The sequence below is a fragment of the Streptomyces sp. NPDC003038 genome (genome assembly GCF_040611115.1).
In the GTDB taxonomy this organism is placed as follows: domain Bacteria; phylum Actinomycetota; class Actinomycetes; order Streptomycetales; family Streptomycetaceae; genus Streptomyces.
The window spans coordinates 1-17,696 of the sequence record NZ_JBEXNN010000033.1 but is presented as its reverse complement, the minus strand read 5'-3'; the positions used below and the strand labels follow the sequence as shown (position 1 = coordinate 17,696).

19 protein-coding genes are annotated in these 17,696 nt (G+C 71.5%); 9 read left to right on the top strand and 10 right to left on the bottom strand.

Annotated elements, in window-relative coordinates; translation table 11 throughout:
• Window positions 1-52 precede the first annotated feature (52 nt).
• Window positions 53-676, top strand: a complete 624-nt coding sequence (locus ABZX75_RS28765) for a cysteine hydrolase family protein (protein WP_355415556.1) — start codon at window positions 53-55, stop codon at window positions 674-676.
• 156 nt (window positions 677-832) lie between these two features.
• Here the strand turns inward: ABZX75_RS28765 and ABZX75_RS28760 are convergent, their stop codons facing one another.
• From ABZX75_RS28760 to ABZX75_RS28750, 3 genes are all read right to left on the bottom strand, one after another.
• Window positions 833-1,033, bottom strand: a complete 201-nt coding sequence (locus tag ABZX75_RS28760; RefSeq protein ID WP_355415554.1) for a hypothetical protein — start codon at window positions 1,031-1,033, stop codon at window positions 833-835.
• A gap of 245 nt (window positions 1,034-1,278) precedes the next feature.
• Window positions 1,279-2,112 (bottom strand): 2OG-Fe dioxygenase family protein, encoded by an 834-nt coding sequence (locus ABZX75_RS28755; protein WP_355415552.1) that lies wholly within the window; start codon window positions 2,110-2,112, stop codon window positions 1,279-1,281.
• A gap of 240 nt (window positions 2,113-2,352) precedes the next feature.
• Complete coding sequence (locus ABZX75_RS28750; protein WP_355415551.1) at window positions 2,353-3,561, bottom strand: serine hydrolase domain-containing protein; 1,209 nt, start codon at window positions 3,559-3,561, stop codon at window positions 2,353-2,355.
• 332 nt (window positions 3,562-3,893) lie between these two features.
• Here ABZX75_RS28750 and ABZX75_RS28745 point away from each other — a divergent pair, with 332 nt between their 5' ends.
• Window positions 3,894-4,058: a hypothetical protein gene (locus ABZX75_RS28745; protein WP_355415550.1), complete on the top strand. Its 165-nt coding sequence runs from the start codon at window positions 3,894-3,896 to the stop codon at window positions 4,056-4,058.
• Window positions 4,059-4,295: 237 nt separating this feature from the next.
• Window positions 4,296-4,919 carry a hypothetical protein gene (locus ABZX75_RS28740; RefSeq protein WP_355415548.1) on the top strand — a complete coding sequence of 208 codons (624 nt, stop codon included), beginning with the start codon at window positions 4,296-4,298 and terminating at the stop codon, window positions 4,917-4,919.
• Window positions 4,920-4,969: 50 nt separating this feature from the next.
• On the opposite strand, the gene ABZX75_RS28735 is transcribed toward ABZX75_RS28740, so the two are convergent.
• A complete protein-coding gene (locus ABZX75_RS28735; protein ID WP_355415546.1) occupies window positions 4,970-5,554 on the bottom strand; it encodes an EamA family transporter in 585 nt (194 codons plus the stop codon).
• A gap of 520 nt (window positions 5,555-6,074) precedes the next feature.
• On the opposite strand from ABZX75_RS28735, the gene ABZX75_RS28730 reads away from it, so the two are divergent.
• Together ABZX75_RS28730 and ABZX75_RS28725 are read left to right on the top strand one after the other, a co-directional pair.
• The gene (locus ABZX75_RS28730; RefSeq protein ID WP_355415544.1) at window positions 6,075-6,953 is read left to right on the top strand and encodes an SGNH/GDSL hydrolase family protein; all 879 of its coding nucleotides are present in this window, start codon (window positions 6,075-6,077) and stop codon (window positions 6,951-6,953) included.
• Window positions 6,954-7,097: 144 nt separating this feature from the next.
• A complete protein-coding gene (locus ABZX75_RS28725) occupies window positions 7,098-7,991 on the top strand; it encodes a hypothetical protein (RefSeq protein WP_355415542.1) in 894 nt (297 codons plus the stop codon).
• 60 nt (window positions 7,992-8,051) lie between these two features.
• On the opposite strand, the gene ABZX75_RS28720 is transcribed toward ABZX75_RS28725, so the two are convergent.
• The 3 genes from ABZX75_RS28720 to ABZX75_RS28710 form a co-directional block, all read right to left on the bottom strand.
• Window positions 8,052-10,802: an AAA family ATPase gene (locus ABZX75_RS28720; RefSeq protein WP_355415540.1), complete on the bottom strand. Its 2,751-nt coding sequence runs from the start codon at window positions 10,800-10,802 to the stop codon at window positions 8,052-8,054.
• A 147-nt stretch (window positions 10,803-10,949) separates the two neighbouring features.
• On the bottom strand, window positions 10,950-11,783 hold the full coding sequence (locus ABZX75_RS28715; RefSeq protein WP_355415630.1) for a dienelactone hydrolase family protein: 834 nt from the start codon (window positions 11,781-11,783) through the stop codon (window positions 10,950-10,952).
• A 457-nt stretch (window positions 11,784-12,240) separates the two neighbouring features.
• The gene (locus tag ABZX75_RS28710) at window positions 12,241-13,074 is read right to left on the bottom strand and encodes a methyltransferase domain-containing protein (protein WP_355415628.1); all 834 of its coding nucleotides are present in this window, start codon (window positions 13,072-13,074) and stop codon (window positions 12,241-12,243) included.
• Window positions 13,075-13,152: 78 nt separating this feature from the next.
• Here ABZX75_RS28710 and ABZX75_RS28705 point away from each other — a divergent pair, with 78 nt between their 5' ends.
• Window positions 13,153-13,788, top strand: a complete 636-nt coding sequence (locus ABZX75_RS28705; RefSeq protein WP_355415538.1) for a TetR/AcrR family transcriptional regulator — start codon at window positions 13,153-13,155, stop codon at window positions 13,786-13,788.
• A gap of 187 nt (window positions 13,789-13,975) precedes the next feature.
• Here the strand turns inward: ABZX75_RS28705 and ABZX75_RS28700 are convergent, their stop codons facing one another.
• Both ABZX75_RS28700 and ABZX75_RS28695 read right to left on the bottom strand, forming a co-directional pair.
• Window positions 13,976-14,341 (bottom strand): transglycosylase family protein, encoded by a 366-nt coding sequence (locus tag ABZX75_RS28700; protein WP_355415536.1) that lies wholly within the window; start codon window positions 14,339-14,341, stop codon window positions 13,976-13,978.
• A gap of 341 nt (window positions 14,342-14,682) precedes the next feature.
• Entirely contained in the window at window positions 14,683-14,808 is a 126-nt protein-coding gene (locus ABZX75_RS28695; RefSeq protein WP_355415534.1) for a hypothetical protein, read from the bottom strand.
• A gap of 132 nt (window positions 14,809-14,940) precedes the next feature.
• Here ABZX75_RS28695 and ABZX75_RS28690 point away from each other — a divergent pair, with 132 nt between their 5' ends.
• The 3 genes from ABZX75_RS28690 to ABZX75_RS28680 are packed head-to-tail and all read left to right on the top strand — an operon-like array spanning window position 14,941 to window position 16,879.
• Window positions 14,941-15,315, top strand: coding sequence for a hypothetical protein (locus tag ABZX75_RS28690; protein ID WP_355415533.1), 375 nt, complete (start codon window positions 14,941-14,943; stop codon window positions 15,313-15,315).
• Window positions 15,312-16,160, top strand: a complete 849-nt coding sequence (gene cas5e / locus ABZX75_RS28685; RefSeq protein WP_355415531.1) for a type I-E CRISPR-associated protein Cas5/CasD — start codon at window positions 15,312-15,314, stop codon at window positions 16,158-16,160. Before ABZX75_RS28690 ends, cas5e begins: the two co-directional genes overlap by 4 nt.
• Window positions 16,157-16,879, top strand: a complete 723-nt coding sequence (locus ABZX75_RS28680) for a type I-E CRISPR-associated protein Cas6/Cse3/CasE (protein WP_355415529.1) — start codon at window positions 16,157-16,159, stop codon at window positions 16,877-16,879. The genes cas5e and ABZX75_RS28680 overlap by 4 nt, the downstream gene beginning before the upstream one ends.
• Before the next feature lie 282 nt (window positions 16,880-17,161).
• Here ABZX75_RS28680 and ABZX75_RS28675 read toward each other — a convergent pair whose 3' ends face one another.
• The gene (locus ABZX75_RS28675) at window positions 17,162-17,353 is read right to left on the bottom strand and encodes a hypothetical protein (protein WP_355415527.1); all 192 of its coding nucleotides are present in this window, start codon (window positions 17,351-17,353) and stop codon (window positions 17,162-17,164) included.
• Window positions 17,354-17,696: the final 343 nt, after the last annotated feature.

Sequence of the window (17,696 nt, the reverse complement as noted above, 5' to 3'; positions counted from 1 at the left end):
AGGCGAGCCTCACAGCTTCGCCATGCCTCAATTCCCTCTGAAAGAGCACACCATGAGCATGAACACCCCGTCCACGACCCTGCGCGACGTGATCGGCCTGGACAACCAGCCGCCCAAGCTGAGCGACTCCGTCCTGATCATGATCGACTTCCAGAACACCTACCGCACCGGTGTCATGGCCCTGGAAGGCGTCGAGGAAGCCCTGGCGGCCGGCGCCCGCCTCTTGGAGCGCGCCCGCGCCGCGGGTACCCCGGTCGTCCACATCATCAACGACGGCGGCGAGAACACGCCCTACGACATCCGCGCCCACATCGGCGCCATCAGCGACGAAGTCGCCCCGAGGGACGGCGAACCGGTCGTCATCAAGCAGTTCCCCAACTCCTTCCACCTCACCGAACTCGAAAAGACTCTGACCGACTTGGGCGCAGCCCCGGGCAGCGGCAAGGACCTGATACTGGCCGGCTTCATGACGCACATGTGCGTCAACTACACCTCCCAGGGCGCCTTCAACCTCGGCTACCGCCCCACCCTCGTCGCCGAGACCACCGCCACCCGCGCCCTCACCGCTCCCGACGGCACCGTGCTGCCCGCCGCCACCCTCCAGACCGCCGCCCTCACCTCGATCACCGACCTCTTCGGCACCGTCATCCCCACCGTCGACACCCTCCCCGCCTAAACCGAGGCCCAGCGGTGCTCGGCCGGACAGCTGGTTGCCCGGCATTCGCCGACCCCATCGGCGACGCCGATTCACCGGATGGGGCAGTCCCTCACGTCACCCCGCTCGACTGGCGCAATCGGCTCGTCGGTTCGTACGGGGGCGCAGGCGACAGGACTACTTCGTGGAAGCGTTCTGCGCCGTCTGAAGGGCCTGGGCGGCGATGGTGATTGCCTCTTCGTCGTGGCCCGCCGCCTTTTTTTCCTGGGCGTCGTAGAGGGACATGCGCAGCAGCTCCATGGTGTGTTCCGGCAGGGCGTTCGACGACACGATGTCTTCCAGTTGCCGGATGGTCCGTGTTGCCAGGTCGTCAGACATGCGTCGTCTCCTCTGTTGTGGATCAGGACCAAGGGACGGTGCCACGCCTCGCAGGACAGAACAAGGCGGCTTGTACCCAAACCACTCTCACGTGTGACCGGAGGTACCCCCATGCGCGGACGGCCCAGCCCCCTTGCTCGGCAGGACGCCGCACGTCCCTCCGGTCCTCGGCCTGGCTCTCGTTATGGCCGCGGAGCGCGCCGGATCCGCGTGATCACGCGCCAAGGCGGCCCGGTGCTGCGGCCTCAGAGCTGGGGGACGTACGGGGCGAGGCCGACGATCAGGATGCAGCGTTCTCCCGGGCCCGGCTTGTCACCCAGACGAACCGGTCCCACGTAGTGGCTGACCCTGTGGTCGTGCACGGCGTAGCCGTCCAGCGGTTCGGTCAGGGTGAAGCGCGCGTGGATGTCCATCGCCGGGAGGTCCTCGGGTTGGAGGCCCGCGCTGTCTGGCGTGGCGATGACGTTCTCCCCGCCGGTGATGTTGCGACAGCTGATCAGGTGGGCGAACGTGAACGTCCTTGACGAGCCGCCGTCCTGGTGCAGGCAGTTCGGGGAGGAGATCGCGACCTGGGCGGGACCGTCTACACCGAGTTTGATCAGATGGACACCGGCCCACAGCGGCCGCCTTCCCAGATCCTCCAGCCACAACGTCTGCTCGATGTCCCAGCGGATGAGCCGCTCCAGCAGAGGGTTGGTCCGCAGGTGTTCGGGGAGGTCGGGGAGAGCGCGCCGCATGCGCGGATACTCGGGGTTGTGTTCGTCCTGGTAGTACTCGGTGACGGTGCCGTGCTCCGGATCGGGGGCCCCGGGAATCCAGGACAGCTCGTCCTTCCACGGCAGGTAGACGGCATGGGAATACCGGCGGAAGCGGTTGGTACCCGGGGCGTGCGGGTCAGGCGGAAGGTCCGCGAACGCCTTCCGGATCTTCACCAAGTCCCCGGCGGCGGAGCCGGCCGGGTCGATACCGAGCTCCCCCGGGCGGTATCGGGCGAACCCGTTCTCGCGCAGGCCGTTCATGCCCTCGGCCGGGGCTTTCGCGTCGGAGAGCGGCCGTCGGTCGGACCGGACATCTTCCACGTGCTCCTCCATCAGGTTGGTTGGTCGCAGTTGCCTTCAGCGCTGGCGGAGACGGCGGCCCGTCCGAGAGCCCCTCGCACGCCGACCGGACGGGCCGCCCGCTGCGCGAGCAGTGGTTGAGGCGCCTGCCCGTGGACGACAGTGGTATCACGGGGCAGGGCGGTCCTCCGCCGGCCCCGGCGACGCCCGCCGCTCGGCCTCCACCGTGGCGAGGACGTACGCCGCCGTGACTCCGGCGGGTCAGCGGTCGCGCAGCAGCGCGCAGACGAAGCGCTCCTCGGCTGCCCGCAGCCGGGCCAGCAGCGCCGGGTTCCCCGGCACCTGGCTGCTGACGGACACCGTCACCGAGCGCCGCCCGTCCGGAGTGGCCGCCGCGAACTGGGTGTAGCCCGCCGTGTTGCCGGTGTGCCCGAGTACGACCCCGCAACGCGTCGTGTACCGGAAGATGCCCAGCCCGGCGGCGTTGGCGCCCGGACCCGCCGGTTGCGACGCGCCGCCCGGTACGAACCGCTGCTGCTGCCGGCGTGTCGGCGGCGACAGAAGCTTCGGACCGGCGTAGCCGCGGATGAACGCGGTCAGATCGCGCGGCGTGGAGACGATACCGCCCGACGCCCACGCCCCCGACGCGCTGATCGCCTCGCTGACGTCTTGTGGCGGGTCGGGCGGCTGGACCGCGTAGCCGTGCAGGTACGGCTCCGGCAGCTGATGACCCTGCGGCAGGCTGGTGGACCGCAGCCCCAGCGGCCGGTACACGAATTCCCGCAGCAGCTGCTCGTACGGTCGCCCGGTCACCTGCTCCGCCATCAGCGCGACCGCGATGTTGTCCGAGTTGGAGTAGGCGTACCGGCTGCCCGGCGGGAAGAGCAGGTCCTCGCCCGCCACGAAGTCCAGCAGCCTGCGGGAGTCGAAGCGGTGCCGGGGATTCTCGCGGATGATCTCCAGGAACGCATCGCTCCCGCTGTAGTCGGGCAGCCCGCTGGTGTGGTTCAGCAGCTGGCGGAGGGTCACTCGATGCCAGTCGGAGGGCAGGTGCGGCAACCGCTGCCCGATCGTGTCGTCCAGGCCGAGCCGATTGCGGTCGACCAGACTTAGCGCGACCGCCCCGCTGAACGCCTTCGCCACGCTCGCGATCCGCATGTGGTCGTCCGGGTGCGGCGCCCGCCGGGTGCCCACCTCGGCGGTTCCCGCCGTGTACACCTGCCGCTCGCCGTCCCGGGTGAGGACCGCGATGGCGCCGGGCGGGCCGCCCGGGGCCCCGACCAGCTCCGCCAGCTCCCGCTGGAGCGCTGGGTCCCGCGTGGGCGGCTCGCCCGCACCGCTGCTCGCGGCGGCGGCCGGCGTGAGACCGCCGGTCAACGTGGCCGCGGCCATGACGGCGACGGCCGCCCGCCGGATGCGGGCCGGCCGGGCAGGGGCGGCGGTGGGGTGTTCCGGGTGCTGCACGGGCACGTTGGTACCTCCTCGGAAGCGGGCCGCGCGGCCGGACCTGCCCGCCCCGCGGATTTCAGGACCCAGCATCCGGCCGCCCTGGCACCACCGCCCCCTGCCTGCTCCATCCGGCCCTCTCTCCGGGCCCGCCCCGGTACGCGGGGGGCGGCGGTCGGGGGCCGGGGGCCGGACCGGGCGCCGGCGCTCGGGTCCGGGCCCGGACGCGTAGCGCGCGGGCGTACCGCATCACCAGGTGCGGAGGTGCTTCCCGACGATCCGACCGCATGACCTGCGCACCACGATGGAACCACTCGCATCCCGCGAGGACGACTCCGGTCCCTGGAGCAGGCACCGTGGGATGGGGCAAGACCGGCGGCCTCTACGGTTACAACACCGCCGTGCCCGGGACCCCCGACCTGAGCCGCACCCTCGTCCACTCGGTCAACTCCACCCAGGTCAAGGGCAGGAACATGAACAGGGTCGTCGGACGCATCATCGCGGCCGCGTTCACCCACTGAGCACCCCGCTCAGCCTCGGACCCGTTCACCAGTCGGCGCCGGGTGTTGCTCAGGGAGACGGCCGTACGTCTCGGGACGCGGGCCGTACACCGCGGGTACGTGTCAGGTCGAACAGAACGGGGAGGTCTCCCCCGGAGGGTGCTTTACAAGCAACTGGGGTGCGATCTGGTGTCGCATCGACCCTTACTGCGTACCATCGCGTCACACACGTTCCACACGAAAGACGGAGAAGGTTCCATGACGACAGCCACCCACACGGCCCACATCAAAGACGACTACGCGCAGCAGATCGCCAGCGACCTGTCGGCGAACCAGGCTGCGCAGGAACAGACGCGAACCGAACTGCAGCGGCTCCAGGAGGAGTTGAGCCGACTGGAGGACAACGAGAAGGTTCTCCTGAAGATGCGGGAGGCGTTGGGCATCCCGTCGAAGTCCGAGTCGGCCCAGGTCACGAAGCGCGGTGCGAAGCGGACTTCCGTGCCTGCCGCCCGCAGCGCCTCCCCGGCGGGGAAGAAGGCGGTGGCTGCCAAGTCCACAGCGGCCGACAAGGCGTCCCGCCCGCGGGCGACCGCTGCGAAGGCCGAGTCGGGGAAGAAGGACGAGTCGGGACAGACCTGGCTCGAACTGGTCACCGCTGTCATCGCCGGCCAGACCGAACCGAAGTCGGCCGCCGAAGTCACCGACGTCGTGAGCGCGACGCACCCCGAACGCAACGTGCAGGCGACAGTCATCCGCAACGCCCTCGAACAGGGCGTCGCCCGCGGTCTCCTCGAACGCTCCAAGCAGGGCCGCTCCGTCTACTACACCCCCGCCGTCTCCGCCTCGACGGACGCGGACACCACCTCGGCCCCGCAGTCCTGATCGCCGCGCCGTAGCGGTGCGGCGATCCTCTCCGGCGCGGTCGGGGTTCGTCAGTCGGCGGCCGCCCCCTCCGGGGTGGGCGCGGGAGGAATTCCCTTCTCCGGCGGCGTCGTGGTCGAGGAGCGGTCGCCGCGGCGGACCGCGCCGAGGCTGGCCGCCACCACGCAGACGATGCCCGTGATCTGCAGGAGGGTCATCGTCTGGTGGAGCAGCAGGAAGCCGATGAAGGTGGCGAAGGCCGGTTCGAAGCTGAGGAGCGTGCCGAACGAAGCCGTGGTGAGCCTGCCGAGGGCGAGCATCTCCAGGACGTACGGCAGTACGGGCAGCAGAATCGCGGCGGCCGCCGCACCGAGGAGGATCTCCGGGGTGAGGACCGGGACGGCGTGGACCAGTCCGAACGGTGAAGTGCACAGGGCGGCGACCGTCAGGTCGATGGCGATGCCCTCGACCCCGGAGAAGCGGTCACCCACGTGCTGGGTGAAGACGACGTAGCCGCCGAGCGCCGCGCCGGAGACGGCGCCGAACGCGAGGCCCACCAAGTCGATCGAGCCGTTCCAGGGCTGGGTGAGCGCGAGGACGCCGCAGCCCGCGAGGAGTGGCCAGATGGCGTCGATCCACCGGCGGAGCCCGAACACGGCGTTTCCCAGCTGCCGAACTCGACGTTCTCCAGGTCCGCGGGACCGGTGAGGACAACGACCCCCGCGCTCACGCCCCCGGCTGCGCGGCCGTTGATCTCGCACGCCGCGTGACTCGGCCGGCGTCCGGCGCGCCCTGGTCACGCACGGCCCGCATGTTGGACCGCACGGGCCGGGTGCAGCTTCCGCAGAAGTTCCTGGAGGCCCTGGGCGGCCCGGTCTGGCCTACCTGCTGACGGGCAGGCAATTCCACGGCACCGCTCAGAACCGGCGGACGGCGTGACCGGGCCGGTGGCGGAGGGAGGTGACACGAAGAAAACGACTTCGTGCGCGCTCTCTTGACGCCCTTTCATACGAGCCACATATTACGTGCCAGTAAACCGAGTAGTAACTGCGCGCAGCCCCTCGCACCATCCAGGCAGGCGGACGGGACCGCCTTGCCGACGGTTTCGTGCGCCTTCCTGCCTCCGCCGGCCGGAAGGCGCACACCCTCCCCCCCCCCACCATGAGAGGCACCGCCATGCGATCAGTCCCATCGAGCCGCCACGCCCGCACCACCGTCGCCGCCCTCACGGCCACGGCCGCGCTGGCCACCACGGTCGGGCTCGGCGCGAGCTCCGCCTCGGCCGCCGGCACCGCCGTCGACCGCTATGTGGCTCTGGGGGATTCGTACGCCTCGGCGGCCGGGGTGCCGGACCAGGTCGACTCCGCCTGCATGCGCTCCCACCGCAACTACCCCGCACTGGTGAACGCCGCGCTGACCCCGACCGCCCACAAGGACGTCACTTGCGGCGGCGCCACCACCGTGCACATGACCTCGGCCCAGCACCCTTCGGCGCCACCGCAGTTGGACGCGCTGGGCGCCGGCACGGATCTGGTCACGCTCACCATCGGGGGCAACGACGTCGGCTTCGCCGGCATCATCGTCCGCTGCGTGACCCTCGGCGTGTTCAACCCGGGCGGTTCGCCCTGCAAGAGCAGCTACACCTGGACCGGCACCGACCAGCTCGCCACCGCCCTCAACTCCACCGCCCCCAAGATCGCCGCCACCCTCGAGGGAATCCGTCAGCGCGCCCCCAAGGCCAGGATCCTGGTCACCGGCTACCCCGCGATCCTTCCCGACGACGGCACCAACTGCCCCTGGGTCGTGTCGATAGCCAAGGGCGACGCCCCTTGGCTGAGGGACACGCACAAGCGCCTCAACGCGGTGATCGCCTCACAGGCCGCCGCACACGGTGCCGTCTACGTCGACACCTACACCAAGTCCGTGGGTCACGACATCTGCAAGCCTGCCGGGACCCGGTGGATGGAACCCCTCATCGCCACCGACGCCGCCGCGTTCCACCCCAACGCGGCCGGCGAACAGGCGATGGCGAACGCCGTCCTCGCCCTGCGCTGACCGGCGGAGGTTTCGGCCGGGGCATGCCTTGTAGGGAGGTGCCGACCGGGAGGCGCCGATCAGTGAGGGGGCGAGCTGATGACAGCGGATGCCGGGCGACGGACCGGACGGGGGTGGGGCGGCGTCCTGCCGCGACTGGCCTCAGTGGCTGCCGGAGTGGTGGTGGCGGCGCTTTTCGTCGTCGACTTCCGGCTGACCGGTGAGCCGGGCCGACAGGCGCTGATGGTGGCGTTGACGGCCGTGCTCATCGCCACGGCGGTGTCGATGACGTCGCTCCTGGTGGTCCGCCTGACACGGCCCTCCGTGCGGGGGGTCCAGCGGCTCCTGGGCGAAGAGCCGGATCTCGGAGCGTCTGACGAAGAGTTCTTCGCCCCCGTGCGCCGCCTGTTCCTCATCGGTGTGCTCACCACCCTGGTCAGTGTGCTGACCGTGGTGGCCTTGTATCCGCTCGCGCTCTGGGCCGGCGTGCGGATCTGCGCGGCGGTGGGTCTGCCCGCGCAGCTGACCGGGCTGTGGCCCGTCTTCGTGTCCGGCCTGGTCGTCGCGACCGTGGCGAAGACGGCCCAGATCTTCTTCGCCCTGTTCCGCGGACGTACGAGGCGGCGCGCGGCGGTCCGCTGGCTGGCGGCCGTGGTGCTCAACGCCGCCGGCCTCGCGCTCGCCGTGCTCCTGCTCGACGGTGTCCGGCTCGAAGCCGCGCCGGCCTGGCGGCAGTCGGTCACCCTGTGCGCGGTGGTGTGCCTCTTCATGCTGCCGCGCGTCACTCTGTCCCTGCCCGTGCCCGGTGCCGCCTCGCTCGTTCTCGTCGCGTACCACTGCCTGATCCTGTGGCTGATCTGCCAGGTCCTCCCCCTCACCGAACCTCGTCTGTCCATCGAAGGCTTCTGGCAGCTGGCGGGGGCCGCCGCGATCATGTGGGCGGTGGAATGGCCCGCACGGCTGGCGACCCGGCACGCTCAGGCGGCCACTCAGCCGCCGCCCGCCCTGCCCGATCCCTTCCCGCCGGACCACATGTTCCCCTCGGGCCCGCTGTACTGACGAACCGCAGTACTGACGCCACCGCTGTACGGGCCGGCGTGCCGGCCCGTCGGGGGCCACCTACGTCAGGGGCGGGCCGGCCGAGTCTCTCTCCTCGCGGTCCCACAAGCGGGCCAGTTCGACGCGTGAACGCACTCCCAGCAGGGCGAAGACGTTCCGCAGGTGGTGGTCGACGGTGCGCGGGCTCAGTGAGAGGCGGGTCGCCACCTCCCGGTTGGTCGCGCCCTGCGCCACGCACCGGGCGATGCGCTGCTGCTGCGGAGTCAGCAGGACCAGCGGGCCGGTGTCGGTGTCGCCCTGCACCGTCTCACCGGCGGCGCGCAGTTCCCCCGAGGCGCGCTCGGCCCAGACCCGGGCGCCGCAGCGTTCGAAGGCGACCAGGGCGTCGCGCAGGGGTCCGCGTGCTTCCCGGGTCCTGCGCTGCCTGCGCAGCCACTGCCCGTACAGCAGTTGTGTACGGGCCCCCTCGAAGTCGCCGCCCGCGCGCGCGTGGTGGGCGAGCGCCTCCTGGTACTGGGCGGCGGCTTCCTGGGGCGGAGCCAGCAGCGCCCGGCAGCGGGCCAGTTGGGCGGGGGCCTGGGGGTCCGCGGTTCCGGCCGTCCACACCGCGAACTCCCCGGCCGCCGCCTGGGCCTCGGGTGCGCGGCCCGCGAGCACCGCGGCCTCCACGAAGCACGGCACCAGCAGCATCCGGGCGGCGAAGTGACCGCGCTGGGGGCCGGGGCCGACGAGGGGTGAGAGCCGTGCGGTGGCCTCGGCGGATCTGCCCTCGGCGAGGTCCGCGCGGGCGACCGCCCAAGTGGCGAGGGTGGCCGCCTGGGCGAGGCCGTGCGGGCCGGCGTCCTTCGCGGCGGCTTCGGCATGCTCCGCGCAGGCCACCGCACCGCCCTCCACGGAGGCGGCGAGTGCGAGTACGGCGTGCAGGTGGGCCGCCTTGTTGCGCTGGCCCATCCGGTGCGCGGCGAGCAGCCCCTCACCCGCGTGGGCGCGGGCGCGCGCGTGTCGGCCCGCCCGCAGTTCCCCGTACGCGAGGTGCTCCAGCGCCTGCGGCAGCAGCGACTCCGGTCCGTGGACGCGGACGGCGGCCAGCGCTCTGGCTCCGGCCCGGCAGGCCGCGTCGATCTCGCCGAGCACCAGCGCGGCGGCCGCGGTACGCAGCAGCGCGGCCGGAGCGCCGGTGGCGGCGGCCGCGGAGTCGAGGCAGCCTCGCAGCAGGACGCGGCCCTCGTGCCACCGCCCTTCGCCGAACACCGCGCACATGCCCGCCCGGTACCGCTCCAGCGCCGGGTCGGGCAGGGGCGCCGGTATGCGGCGGAGCGCGTCCAGGCAGGCGGCCGCGTCCCCCATCGCCCAGGCTGCCTCGGCCGCGCCGAGCAGGGCTTCCACGGCCCGCTCGGCGTCGCGCGGGGCCAGCAGCACCGCCGCGGTGAGCAGCGCCTCCCGGGCGTCGGCCACAGGCCCGTCACGCAGGGCGAGCAGCCCGCGTACGTGGTGAGCGCGCCCGGGAGCCGGTTCGCAGCGGACCTGGGCCAGGAGGTCGCGGGCCCGCCCGGGGTCCCCGCCGAGCAGGGCGTGCTCGGCCGCGGCGGCCAGCCGGTCTCCGCGCAGGACCTCGTCGGGGGAGAGTACGGCGGACCGGGCCAACGCCACGGCTCGCTCCGCATGCGGCCGGGGTGCCACGGCCGCCCGTACCAGCGCCTCCGCGAGCGCCGGATCGTAGCGGTCCGCCGCACAGGCCCGCTGGACCAGGCGCGGCAGGCTAAGGTGCGGGCCGTCGAGCAGGGTGGCCAGCAGGAGGTGTACGGCACGGCGGCGGGCGGGCGGGGTGCGGCGCAGGAGGGCGGTGCGCAGCAGCGGATGGGTGAAGCGGATCCGTACGCCGTCGTCGTGGACCGCACCTGCCCGCTCGGCCGGTGCCAGGAGACCGGGTTGGAGCCCGGCCGACTGCCCGGCGCGCAGCAGCAGCGCGCGCTCCGCGCCGGCCTGGTGGGGCTCGTGTTCCTCCGCGGCGGCGGCGAACAGCAGCAGCAGGCGGGTGTCTCGGGGGAGGGAGTCGAGGAGGGCGGCGTACGCCTCCAGTACGCGTTCGGCGCCCGGCAGCGGACGGGGCAGCGGGGCGCGGCCGGCCAACTGGTCCCGGCTGAGCCGCTCGGCCGCCGCGGTGAGGATCAGCGGATTCCCGGCCGCGGCGCGCCGCAGTTCCTCGCGCACGGCGGGGTCGGTCCGGCCGGCGGTCAGCCGGTCGAGGAGGGCAGTGGCCGCGTGGTCGTCGAGCGGGCCGGGACGCAGGCGGGTGAAGCCCGCGAACTCGTCGACCGGGTCAGGACGTTGACCCTCGCTGATCACTACGGCGATCCCCCGGGCGGGCTCGAGCCGTCGAGCGGCGAAGCCGAGCGCCGCCCGTGAGTCGCGGTCCCAGACGTGGGCGTCGTCGACGCAGACGAGCAGCGGGCGGCGGGCTCCCAGGGTGCGCAGCAGGTCGAGGAGTGCGGTGGGCGCCGCACCGGCGCGCAGGGCGTCGGCGGCCGGCGCGGGCAGCGGATCGGGGGCCGAGCAGAGCAGTGCGTGCAGGCCGCTGTAGGGCAGCGGCTGTTCCGCGGGGGTGGCGGCGGCGTACAGCACGGGCCCGTCGCGGTAGCCGTTCATGGCGTGCCGGATGAGGGCGGTGCGGCCGAGACCGGGTGGGGCGGTGAGGACGAGCGTACTGCCGAGCCCGTCGCGCAGCTGCGCCAACAAGGTGTCCAGAGCAGCGAGTTCACCACTTCGGCCGTACAGCCGGAGGGGACTGCGCACGGTCGTCGATGAGGTCACGACCCTTTACGCTACTTCCGCGTAACCGGGCCCGGAAGCCTCACGTCCGCGCGTACCGCCGCCGCCGGAGAGGTACTGGACCGGTACCCAACCGTGCGCGCCGGCGGCTGTGCGGGGACACAGCCGCCGACGATCGGGCCGCCGGGGTCAGGACGTGTGCGGGCAGTTGCCGCGGTACTCCTCGATGGTCGCGCTCGGACGCGGCAGCGGACAGAGGAACTGTTCGTAGCGGGTGTCGTTGTCGATGAACCGCTTCAACCAGGAGACGCTGTACTTCGCGATGGTCGTGTCGGAGGTGTTCGGCGTGGTGTGCGTAGCGCCGTTGAGCTCCAGATACGCCTTGTCGAGGGTGCCGGGCAGTGAGGTGTAGAACGGCTCGGAGTGCGAGGAGACGGGAGCGACGGTGTCACCGTCGGCGCCCACGACAAGGGTGGGTGTCCGCACCTCGGGCCACGTCTTGTCGGTGTTCCAGCCGGTCAGCGGGATCGCCGCCTGCAGGGACGGGCGGCTCTTGGCCGCCTCCAGGGCGCCGCCTCCGCCCATCGAGTGGCCCATGACACCGAGCCGTGTGCTGTCGATCCGGGCGCGGACCGCGCTCCTGCCGGTCAGGTAGTCGAGCGCCGCGAGGAGTTGCTGCCCCCGGCTCGCGGGCTGGTCGTACCGGGAGTTGGTGTCGATGACGAAGACGACGAAGCCCTGTGAGGCGAGGCGCGGACCGAGCCAGGCGACGCTGGACTGGCCGGCGGTGAAACCGGGCGAGACGGCGACGGCCCCGAAGGTGCCGTCCGCGGTGGCCGTCGGGTAGTAGATGGTGCCGCCGCCGAAACCTGTGACGCTCAGTGAGGAGACCGAGGTCTGCGCGAAGGCGTAGGGGCCGCGGGAGGCTTCGATGCTCGAGACGGTCGGGGCGGGACCGCGCTCGTACGGGTTGTCGGCAGCCTGAGCGCCCGGCATCAGCGCGGTGGACAGGGCGGTGGCCATGAGGGCTGCGGTCAGCCCCCAGCGGGTCGTACGCGAGCGGCTCGTCGAAGCGGGGCGGCGGCGGCGGAAGTCGGGGAGGTGTCGCACGAGGGGGTCCTCTCGGCCGTGGGGGAACCACGCCGGCAGGGGATCAAGGCCCGCGGCTGCGAGCCTTCGAGTGCACCGGGTGGCTGCCACCGTGTGGGTTGGCGGTAGCCACACGGTCGGGGTGCACCCCGTGGACACACATCGGCTAGTTCACCGGTTCTCTCGGCGTGCACCGGCGACCCGACGCGAAACCGGCGGAACGGCGAAACCGCGGACCGGCGGACCGGCCCGGCACGTGGGCACTGGCCACCGGGACGTACGACCGCCGTCCGCGAGCGCGTGGGCCTCTCCCGGCCCCACGACACCGTCCCGACCCAAACGGTCCTCGTACCGCTGCCCCGGGCGGCCGTGGCTGCCGCCGGGTAGGCGCCTAACGGGACGCGGTGACAAGCCACACGGAGCCCGGAATGAGGACCCCTTCGGCGGTTTCGAACTCCCGCAGTGTGCCGGTCACTTCCGCGCGGATCCTGGTGACGGCCGCCGGGTCGACGTCCCGCAGGTTGTGGCGCGTCGGGCCCATCGCGAAGATGAAGTCCGCGGCGTCGTGGGCGGTGGAGCCGAAGGACATGGGGGCCGAGACGGACACTACGTCGATGTCGGCGAATCCGGCCGCGTCCAGCACCTGGTGGATGCGCGCCGTTTCGACGAGGGAGCCCATGCCCCGGGCCGCGGGCGACGGCTCGCGCAGGAACGGAGTGAGCGCGGCGGTCGCGCGGGCGTAGGGGCTGTCGGGGCCCCCGGGCTGCGGGACGACGAACGCGAGTCGGCCCGCGGGGACGAGCGAGCGCCTGAGGTGGGCGAACGCGGCGACGTGGTCGGCGAAGAACATGACGCCCCCACGGCTGATGACGGCGTCGAACCCGCCCTCGGGGAACGGGTACACCTGGGCGTCGCCCTGCTCGAAGGTGATGTTGCCGAGCCCTTCCGCGGCGGCATCTCGGCGGGCTCGTTCCAGCATCGGCGCGGACAGGTCGATTCCGGCGACGTGGCCGTCGCAGGCCAGCCGCGCGGCGAGGCGCGTCGTCTGGCCGGCTCCGCACCCGACGTCGAGGATCCGGTCCCTGGCAGTGATGCCCGCGGCGCGCAACAGCGGTGCGTTGAACCCGCCCATCATCCCGTTGTAGCGCTCGGGATGTTCGGCCCAGTGGGCGCCCTCCCAGCCGTTCCACGCCTCGGCCTGTCGATGGTTGGCGATCGCGTACATGGCCACTCCCCGGTCCTTGCCTCAAAAAGTTCAATAGAGCTGACCTCTAGAGTTCACCACTAGATATAGACTCCAGTAATGAGCGGAGTCAAGGGCAAGCGGGGCGAAAAGGCGGCGGAGACGCGGCGGCGGATCATCGACGCGGCCGGCGCGCTCTTCGTCGAGCAGGGATACGGGGCGACCAAGCTGCAAGAAGTCGCCGATCGGGCGGGTGTGGCGGTGCAGACGGTCTACTTCGTCTTCCGGAACAAGCCCACGCTGCTCAAGGAACTGGTCGACGTCACCATCGCCGGCGACGACGAGCCGGTGGCCACGATGGACCGGCCGTGGTTCGCGGTGATCAGCGAGGCGACCACCGCCCGGTCCGCCCTGGCGGCCCTGGTCGCCGGTACCTGCTCCACGCTGCAACGCGTCGCGGGAATCACCGAGATGCTCCGCGCGGCGGCGGCCACCGACCCCGAGGTTCGAGACCTGTGGCCGGACGAGCCCGATCCGCGGTACACGGTCATCTCGACAGCGGTGGAATCCGTGATGCGCAAGCCGGGCGCCCGCTTCGACGTCCCCGCCGAGGAGGCGATGGACATCGTCTACGCGCTGCTGAGCCCGGAGCTCTATCTGGTCCTGACCCGGGACCGGGCGTGGCCGCCTGCCAAATGGGAGCAATGGGCGTACGACACGCTCGCCTCCCAACTCGTCGGCGGGGAGGGGCAGTGACCCACTCCGAGGGTAAGCCGAGCCGTTCCAGGGCGGTGAGGACCTCCATCGTTCGATCGGCTGAAGGTAGACGCCGAGCCAGTAGGCCGTCACGGCCCGGTTGGAGCGGGCGTGGGTCGCGAGTACCACCTGTTGGCCCGCGAAGCGCAGCCGCTCCCCCGCGAGCCGGGGACGGCGACCGGCTGTTCTACCTGCGGGCGCAGGTCCAAGCGCCCATGCCCTGAATCGAGGCCAGTCTCCTGGCTGTGGCGATCTGCTCCGCCTTTGTGGCGAGGTCCGCTCGCGGCGCGTACTTGCGGCCTCCCGCGGCCTTCCAGCTCGACTGGGTGAACTGGAGCCCCCCGTAATGGCCGTTGCCGGTGTTGGCGCGCCAGTTCCCGCCCGACTCGCACCGGGCGATGGCGTCCCAGTCGGTACGCGGTTTGGAATGCGATACGGCGGCATGGGCGCCGGAGATGTTGAGCAGCACAGCGGGGAACAGAACCACTGCGCAGAGCAGCTTCCTGACGGTGGTGGTGGTTCCGGCTCGCTGGCCGTCCTGGTGACGAGACATCAGTCCTCCTTCGCTGTTCGGGCAGGCCTGCCTGAAAACAGCGGGCGGGCCCGCGTACGACCTTCGGCCGTTGACCCAGCACAGCACGCATCGGGACACCGCAGCGGTACGTATGACAAGCGAACGGGTTACGCCACCCGAACGGAGCCACCCCACGCCGACGTCAGCGCACGGGGCGATCAGCCCTCGCCCATCCGGCGCGTCCTCACGGTGAAAGGCAACCGAAAATGATATGGGCGGCCCGGGTGAGCCCGGCGGTGACAAGGGATGGCCGCGCTCCAGGTCCAGGTCCAGGCGGCGCCCGGCAGATCACCGAGCCGCGGGGACGAGGGGTCGTTGAGTCAGCCCTGCGGGAGGTGCGCGGCGGGCGGCTTGTTCAGGCGCAGCCACGCGGTGAGTGCGGCGTGCAGTTCGACGATGTCCCGGTGGTCAAGGGTCTCACCGGCTCGACCGGCTCGGATGCGCACCGTGTCGGCGGTGACGGTGTAGCCGACCGTGCGGCCTGCCGGGGATGCGATCTCGGCTCCGTGGGCCAGGACCCGCAGTAACCCCTCAACCCGGGACGGCGGCGCCGGCGCCGGCGCCGGCGGGACCAGCCGATGCTGGTGCCGGGGCCGGGCCGGAAGCCCGAGGGCGGTGTAGAGGCCTTCCCTGAGGCGAAGAAGAACTCGACCGCTTCGACCGGCTCGCTCCCTGCCCTGGTCCTCGCCTTCGAGGGCGAACGCCCGTACAACTACGCGGCCGCCTTCCAGGCCCCCATCGACGAGAGCCCCCTGGACAAGGATGGTGAAGGACCCGCCGGTCCGGCCGCGGTCAAGCGGTTGCTGAAGCATCACGCATTCGTCAGCCGGCGCCGGCCCGACATCAAGTCCGGGCGCGTCCTGACCTATGACCCGCAGATCGACGAGCTCCTGAACAACCTCCAGGACACGGGCGCGACGGCCGTGACCTCTGCCGAGGAGCTGACGGCGTGACCACGCACGTCCTGCTGGTGCGGCTCGCCGCCCCCTTGCAGGCCTGGGGGGTGGCATCCCGGTTCTCCCATCGCGACAGCCATGACCGCCCCACCAAGTCGGCAGTCGTCGGCCTGTGCGCGGCCGCCCTCGGCCGTGACCGGACCGACCCCGTGGACGACCTCGCATCGCTCGTCTTCGGAGTCCGCGCCGACCACCCCGGCACCCCGGTCCGCGACTACCACACGGTCGGAGGCGGCCGGTTCCCCCTACGGCCGCGGGACGTCATAACCGACCACCGGCGTGCCGCGGCCGTCGCCAGGAGCATGGAGAGCGCCGACGGGCCGGGCTTCGGACACCACGAACTGGCCGACTGGTACGGGGCCCCCAAGAAGATCACTGCTGACCTTGTATCCGGGACCCTCGTGTCGGCCGAGCTGTCCCGCACGGCGATGATCACCGAGCGCTGGTACCTGTCGGACGCCGCATTCGTCGTCGGACTCCAGCACCAGGACCGGGCGCTGCTGGAGAAGATCGCGTACGCCCTGGAGCACCCGAAGCGGCTGTTGTGGCTCGGCCGGAAGTCCTGCCCACCCTCCGGCACCCTGGCCGCAGAGATCCTGCCCGGACAGATCGCCACCGCGTTCGCCACCAAGCGCCTGCTCCCGGGCCCGGAGGCACCCGACGCCTCAGGCCGACGCCCCTGGGCCTGGATCCAGGCGCCCTCGGGCACGCGCGGCGCGGTGCAGGTCCACGACCAGCCGGTCAGCTTCGATCCCGCCCGCCGGTCTCACGCCTCACGCTGGGAGACCCGTACCCGCATCACCATCTCCCCCACCGCCACCGAATGGGACATCATCCCGTGAACAGCACACGGGCCTCGACCGCCCGCTTCGTCGCCACCCACTCCATCCTCTCCCTCAACGCCCGCCACCCCCTGGTTGCCAAGTCCCTGGTCGACGCCCACGAAATGCACCGCACCGTGATGAGCGGCTTCCGCGGCTGGGTCGAGGACGGCGAGGAGGCCGCGCGCTCCCAGATGGGCGTCCTGTCAACCTGGTCGGTGGACCTGAAGGCGGCGGCTCTCGTCCTGGTCGTGCAGTCCAGGATACCGGGAGACTGGGCCCGTATACCGCGCGAGGCCTTCACCACCGCGCCGCACATCATCACCGTCGACCGCACCTTCAAGGCCGGCGAAGTCGTCGGCTTCCGCACGGTCGTCAACCCGACCCGCAGCAGGCCGTCCGTCAAGCCTGGAACCGAGAAGGTCCGTGGCATCCGCACCGACCACACCACACCGGAACATGTAAAGCGGTGGTTCTCACGCCGCCTCCAGGCAGATGGGGAGCCGGCGACCGCCGAGGACGGCGTCGCCCGCATCGGTGCCACCGCCGCCCCCGACACTCTCGGGATCCGCATGCTGCCGACTGTCTCCAGCGCCCACCGCAGCAAACCGGTCCGGATCGGCCGCGCCGAGATCCGCGGCTCGCTCACGGTCACCGACCCGGACACCCTCGTGGGAGTCCTGTCGAACGGCCTCGGCCACGCCCGCGCCTACAGCCGCGGACTCATCCTGACCCGCTGAGCGGGATCTCGGCAGGAACCACCTGGGAGAGCCGGACTGTGTCCATGAGCCAGGATCCAACTCCCAGGGGCCGTGCGAAACGATGCCCGGCCGACCCGAAGGAGCAGCTGCTCCTTCGGGTCGGCCGGGCGCCGGTGTGGAAGACATTCCCGCACATGCGGGAGCCAGCAAGGAGCGTCTGCTCCTAACAGGGGCCATCCCCGCACACGCGGGAAGACCCATCAGGTGCCGAGAGTAGGCCCTGCGCCTTGCGGGTGCCAGGCCCGCAGGGCGTCACCGGGATCAACGCTTCCGGTCGCGACGCATCAGGATCGTCAGCGTCGCCCGGGCGTCGCGCCGGCGCTGCGGGGTGCGGAAGAGAACGGAGGAGGCAGCTACCGTCACAACGGCTCCGGCGTAGACCAGGCCGGTAGCGGCGGACAGAGTGGCAGCCTCCTGGAACACGGACTCCACAACGCTCAGCAGAACGGACACGCGAATCCCCTTCGGGTTGTCGCCCGATGGCCTTCTCCGCCGGGCGCGGTCCCATAGGTATCCGCCCTCCGGATGGTGTCCGGCGAACTCCACGACAACCGGAACTGCCGCATAAGCGCAGCTCAGAGGGGGGAATCAAAATGTGTCCGGTGAACTCTTCCGCAGGCAGGGAAACAAGTGGCGCCCGCGACGAACCTGCATCCACGCTGGGGGATAACCTGAAGCGGCTCCACGAAGCCGCAGGAGGGCCTAGGCCGTTTCTCTCGGATCATCTGATCGTTGGTTGATGTGTGTCGTTGACTGACGCGCAGTGGGCGCGGATCGAGCCGTTGCTGCCGGACCG

What these genes read in the sequence shown, in the direction of transcription:
- ABZX75_RS28765 (WP_355415556.1), top strand. Translation starts at nt 53, where the DNA reads ATGAGCATGAACACCCCGTCCACGACCCTGCGCGACGTGATCGGCCTG.
- ABZX75_RS28760 (WP_355415554.1), bottom strand. Translation starts at nt 1,033, where the DNA reads ATGTCTGACGACCTGGCAACACGGACCATCCGGCAACTGGAAGACATC.
- ABZX75_RS28740 (WP_355415548.1), top strand. Translation starts at nt 4,296, where the DNA reads ATGACGACAGCCACCCACACGGCCCACATCAAAGACGACTACGCGCAG.
- ABZX75_RS28730 (WP_355415544.1), top strand. Translation starts at nt 6,075, where the DNA reads ATGCGATCAGTCCCATCGAGCCGCCACGCCCGCACCACCGTCGCCGCC.
- ABZX75_RS28715 (WP_355415630.1), bottom strand. Translation starts at nt 11,783, where the DNA reads ATGGCCACCGCCCTGTCCACCGCGCTGATGCCGGGCGCTCAGGCTGCC.
- ABZX75_RS28710 (WP_355415628.1), bottom strand. Translation starts at nt 13,074, where the DNA reads ATGTACGCGATCGCCAACCATCGACAGGCCGAGGCGTGGAACGGCTGG.
- ABZX75_RS28705 (WP_355415538.1), top strand. Translation starts at nt 13,153, where the DNA reads ATGAGCGGAGTCAAGGGCAAGCGGGGCGAAAAGGCGGCGGAGACGCGG.
- ABZX75_RS28700 (WP_355415536.1), bottom strand. Translation starts at nt 14,341, where the DNA reads ATGTCTCGTCACCAGGACGGCCAGCGAGCCGGAACCACCACCACCGTC.
- ABZX75_RS28690 (WP_355415533.1), top strand. Translation starts at nt 14,941, where the DNA reads ATGCTGGTGCCGGGGCCGGGCCGGAAGCCCGAGGGCGGTGTAGAGGCC.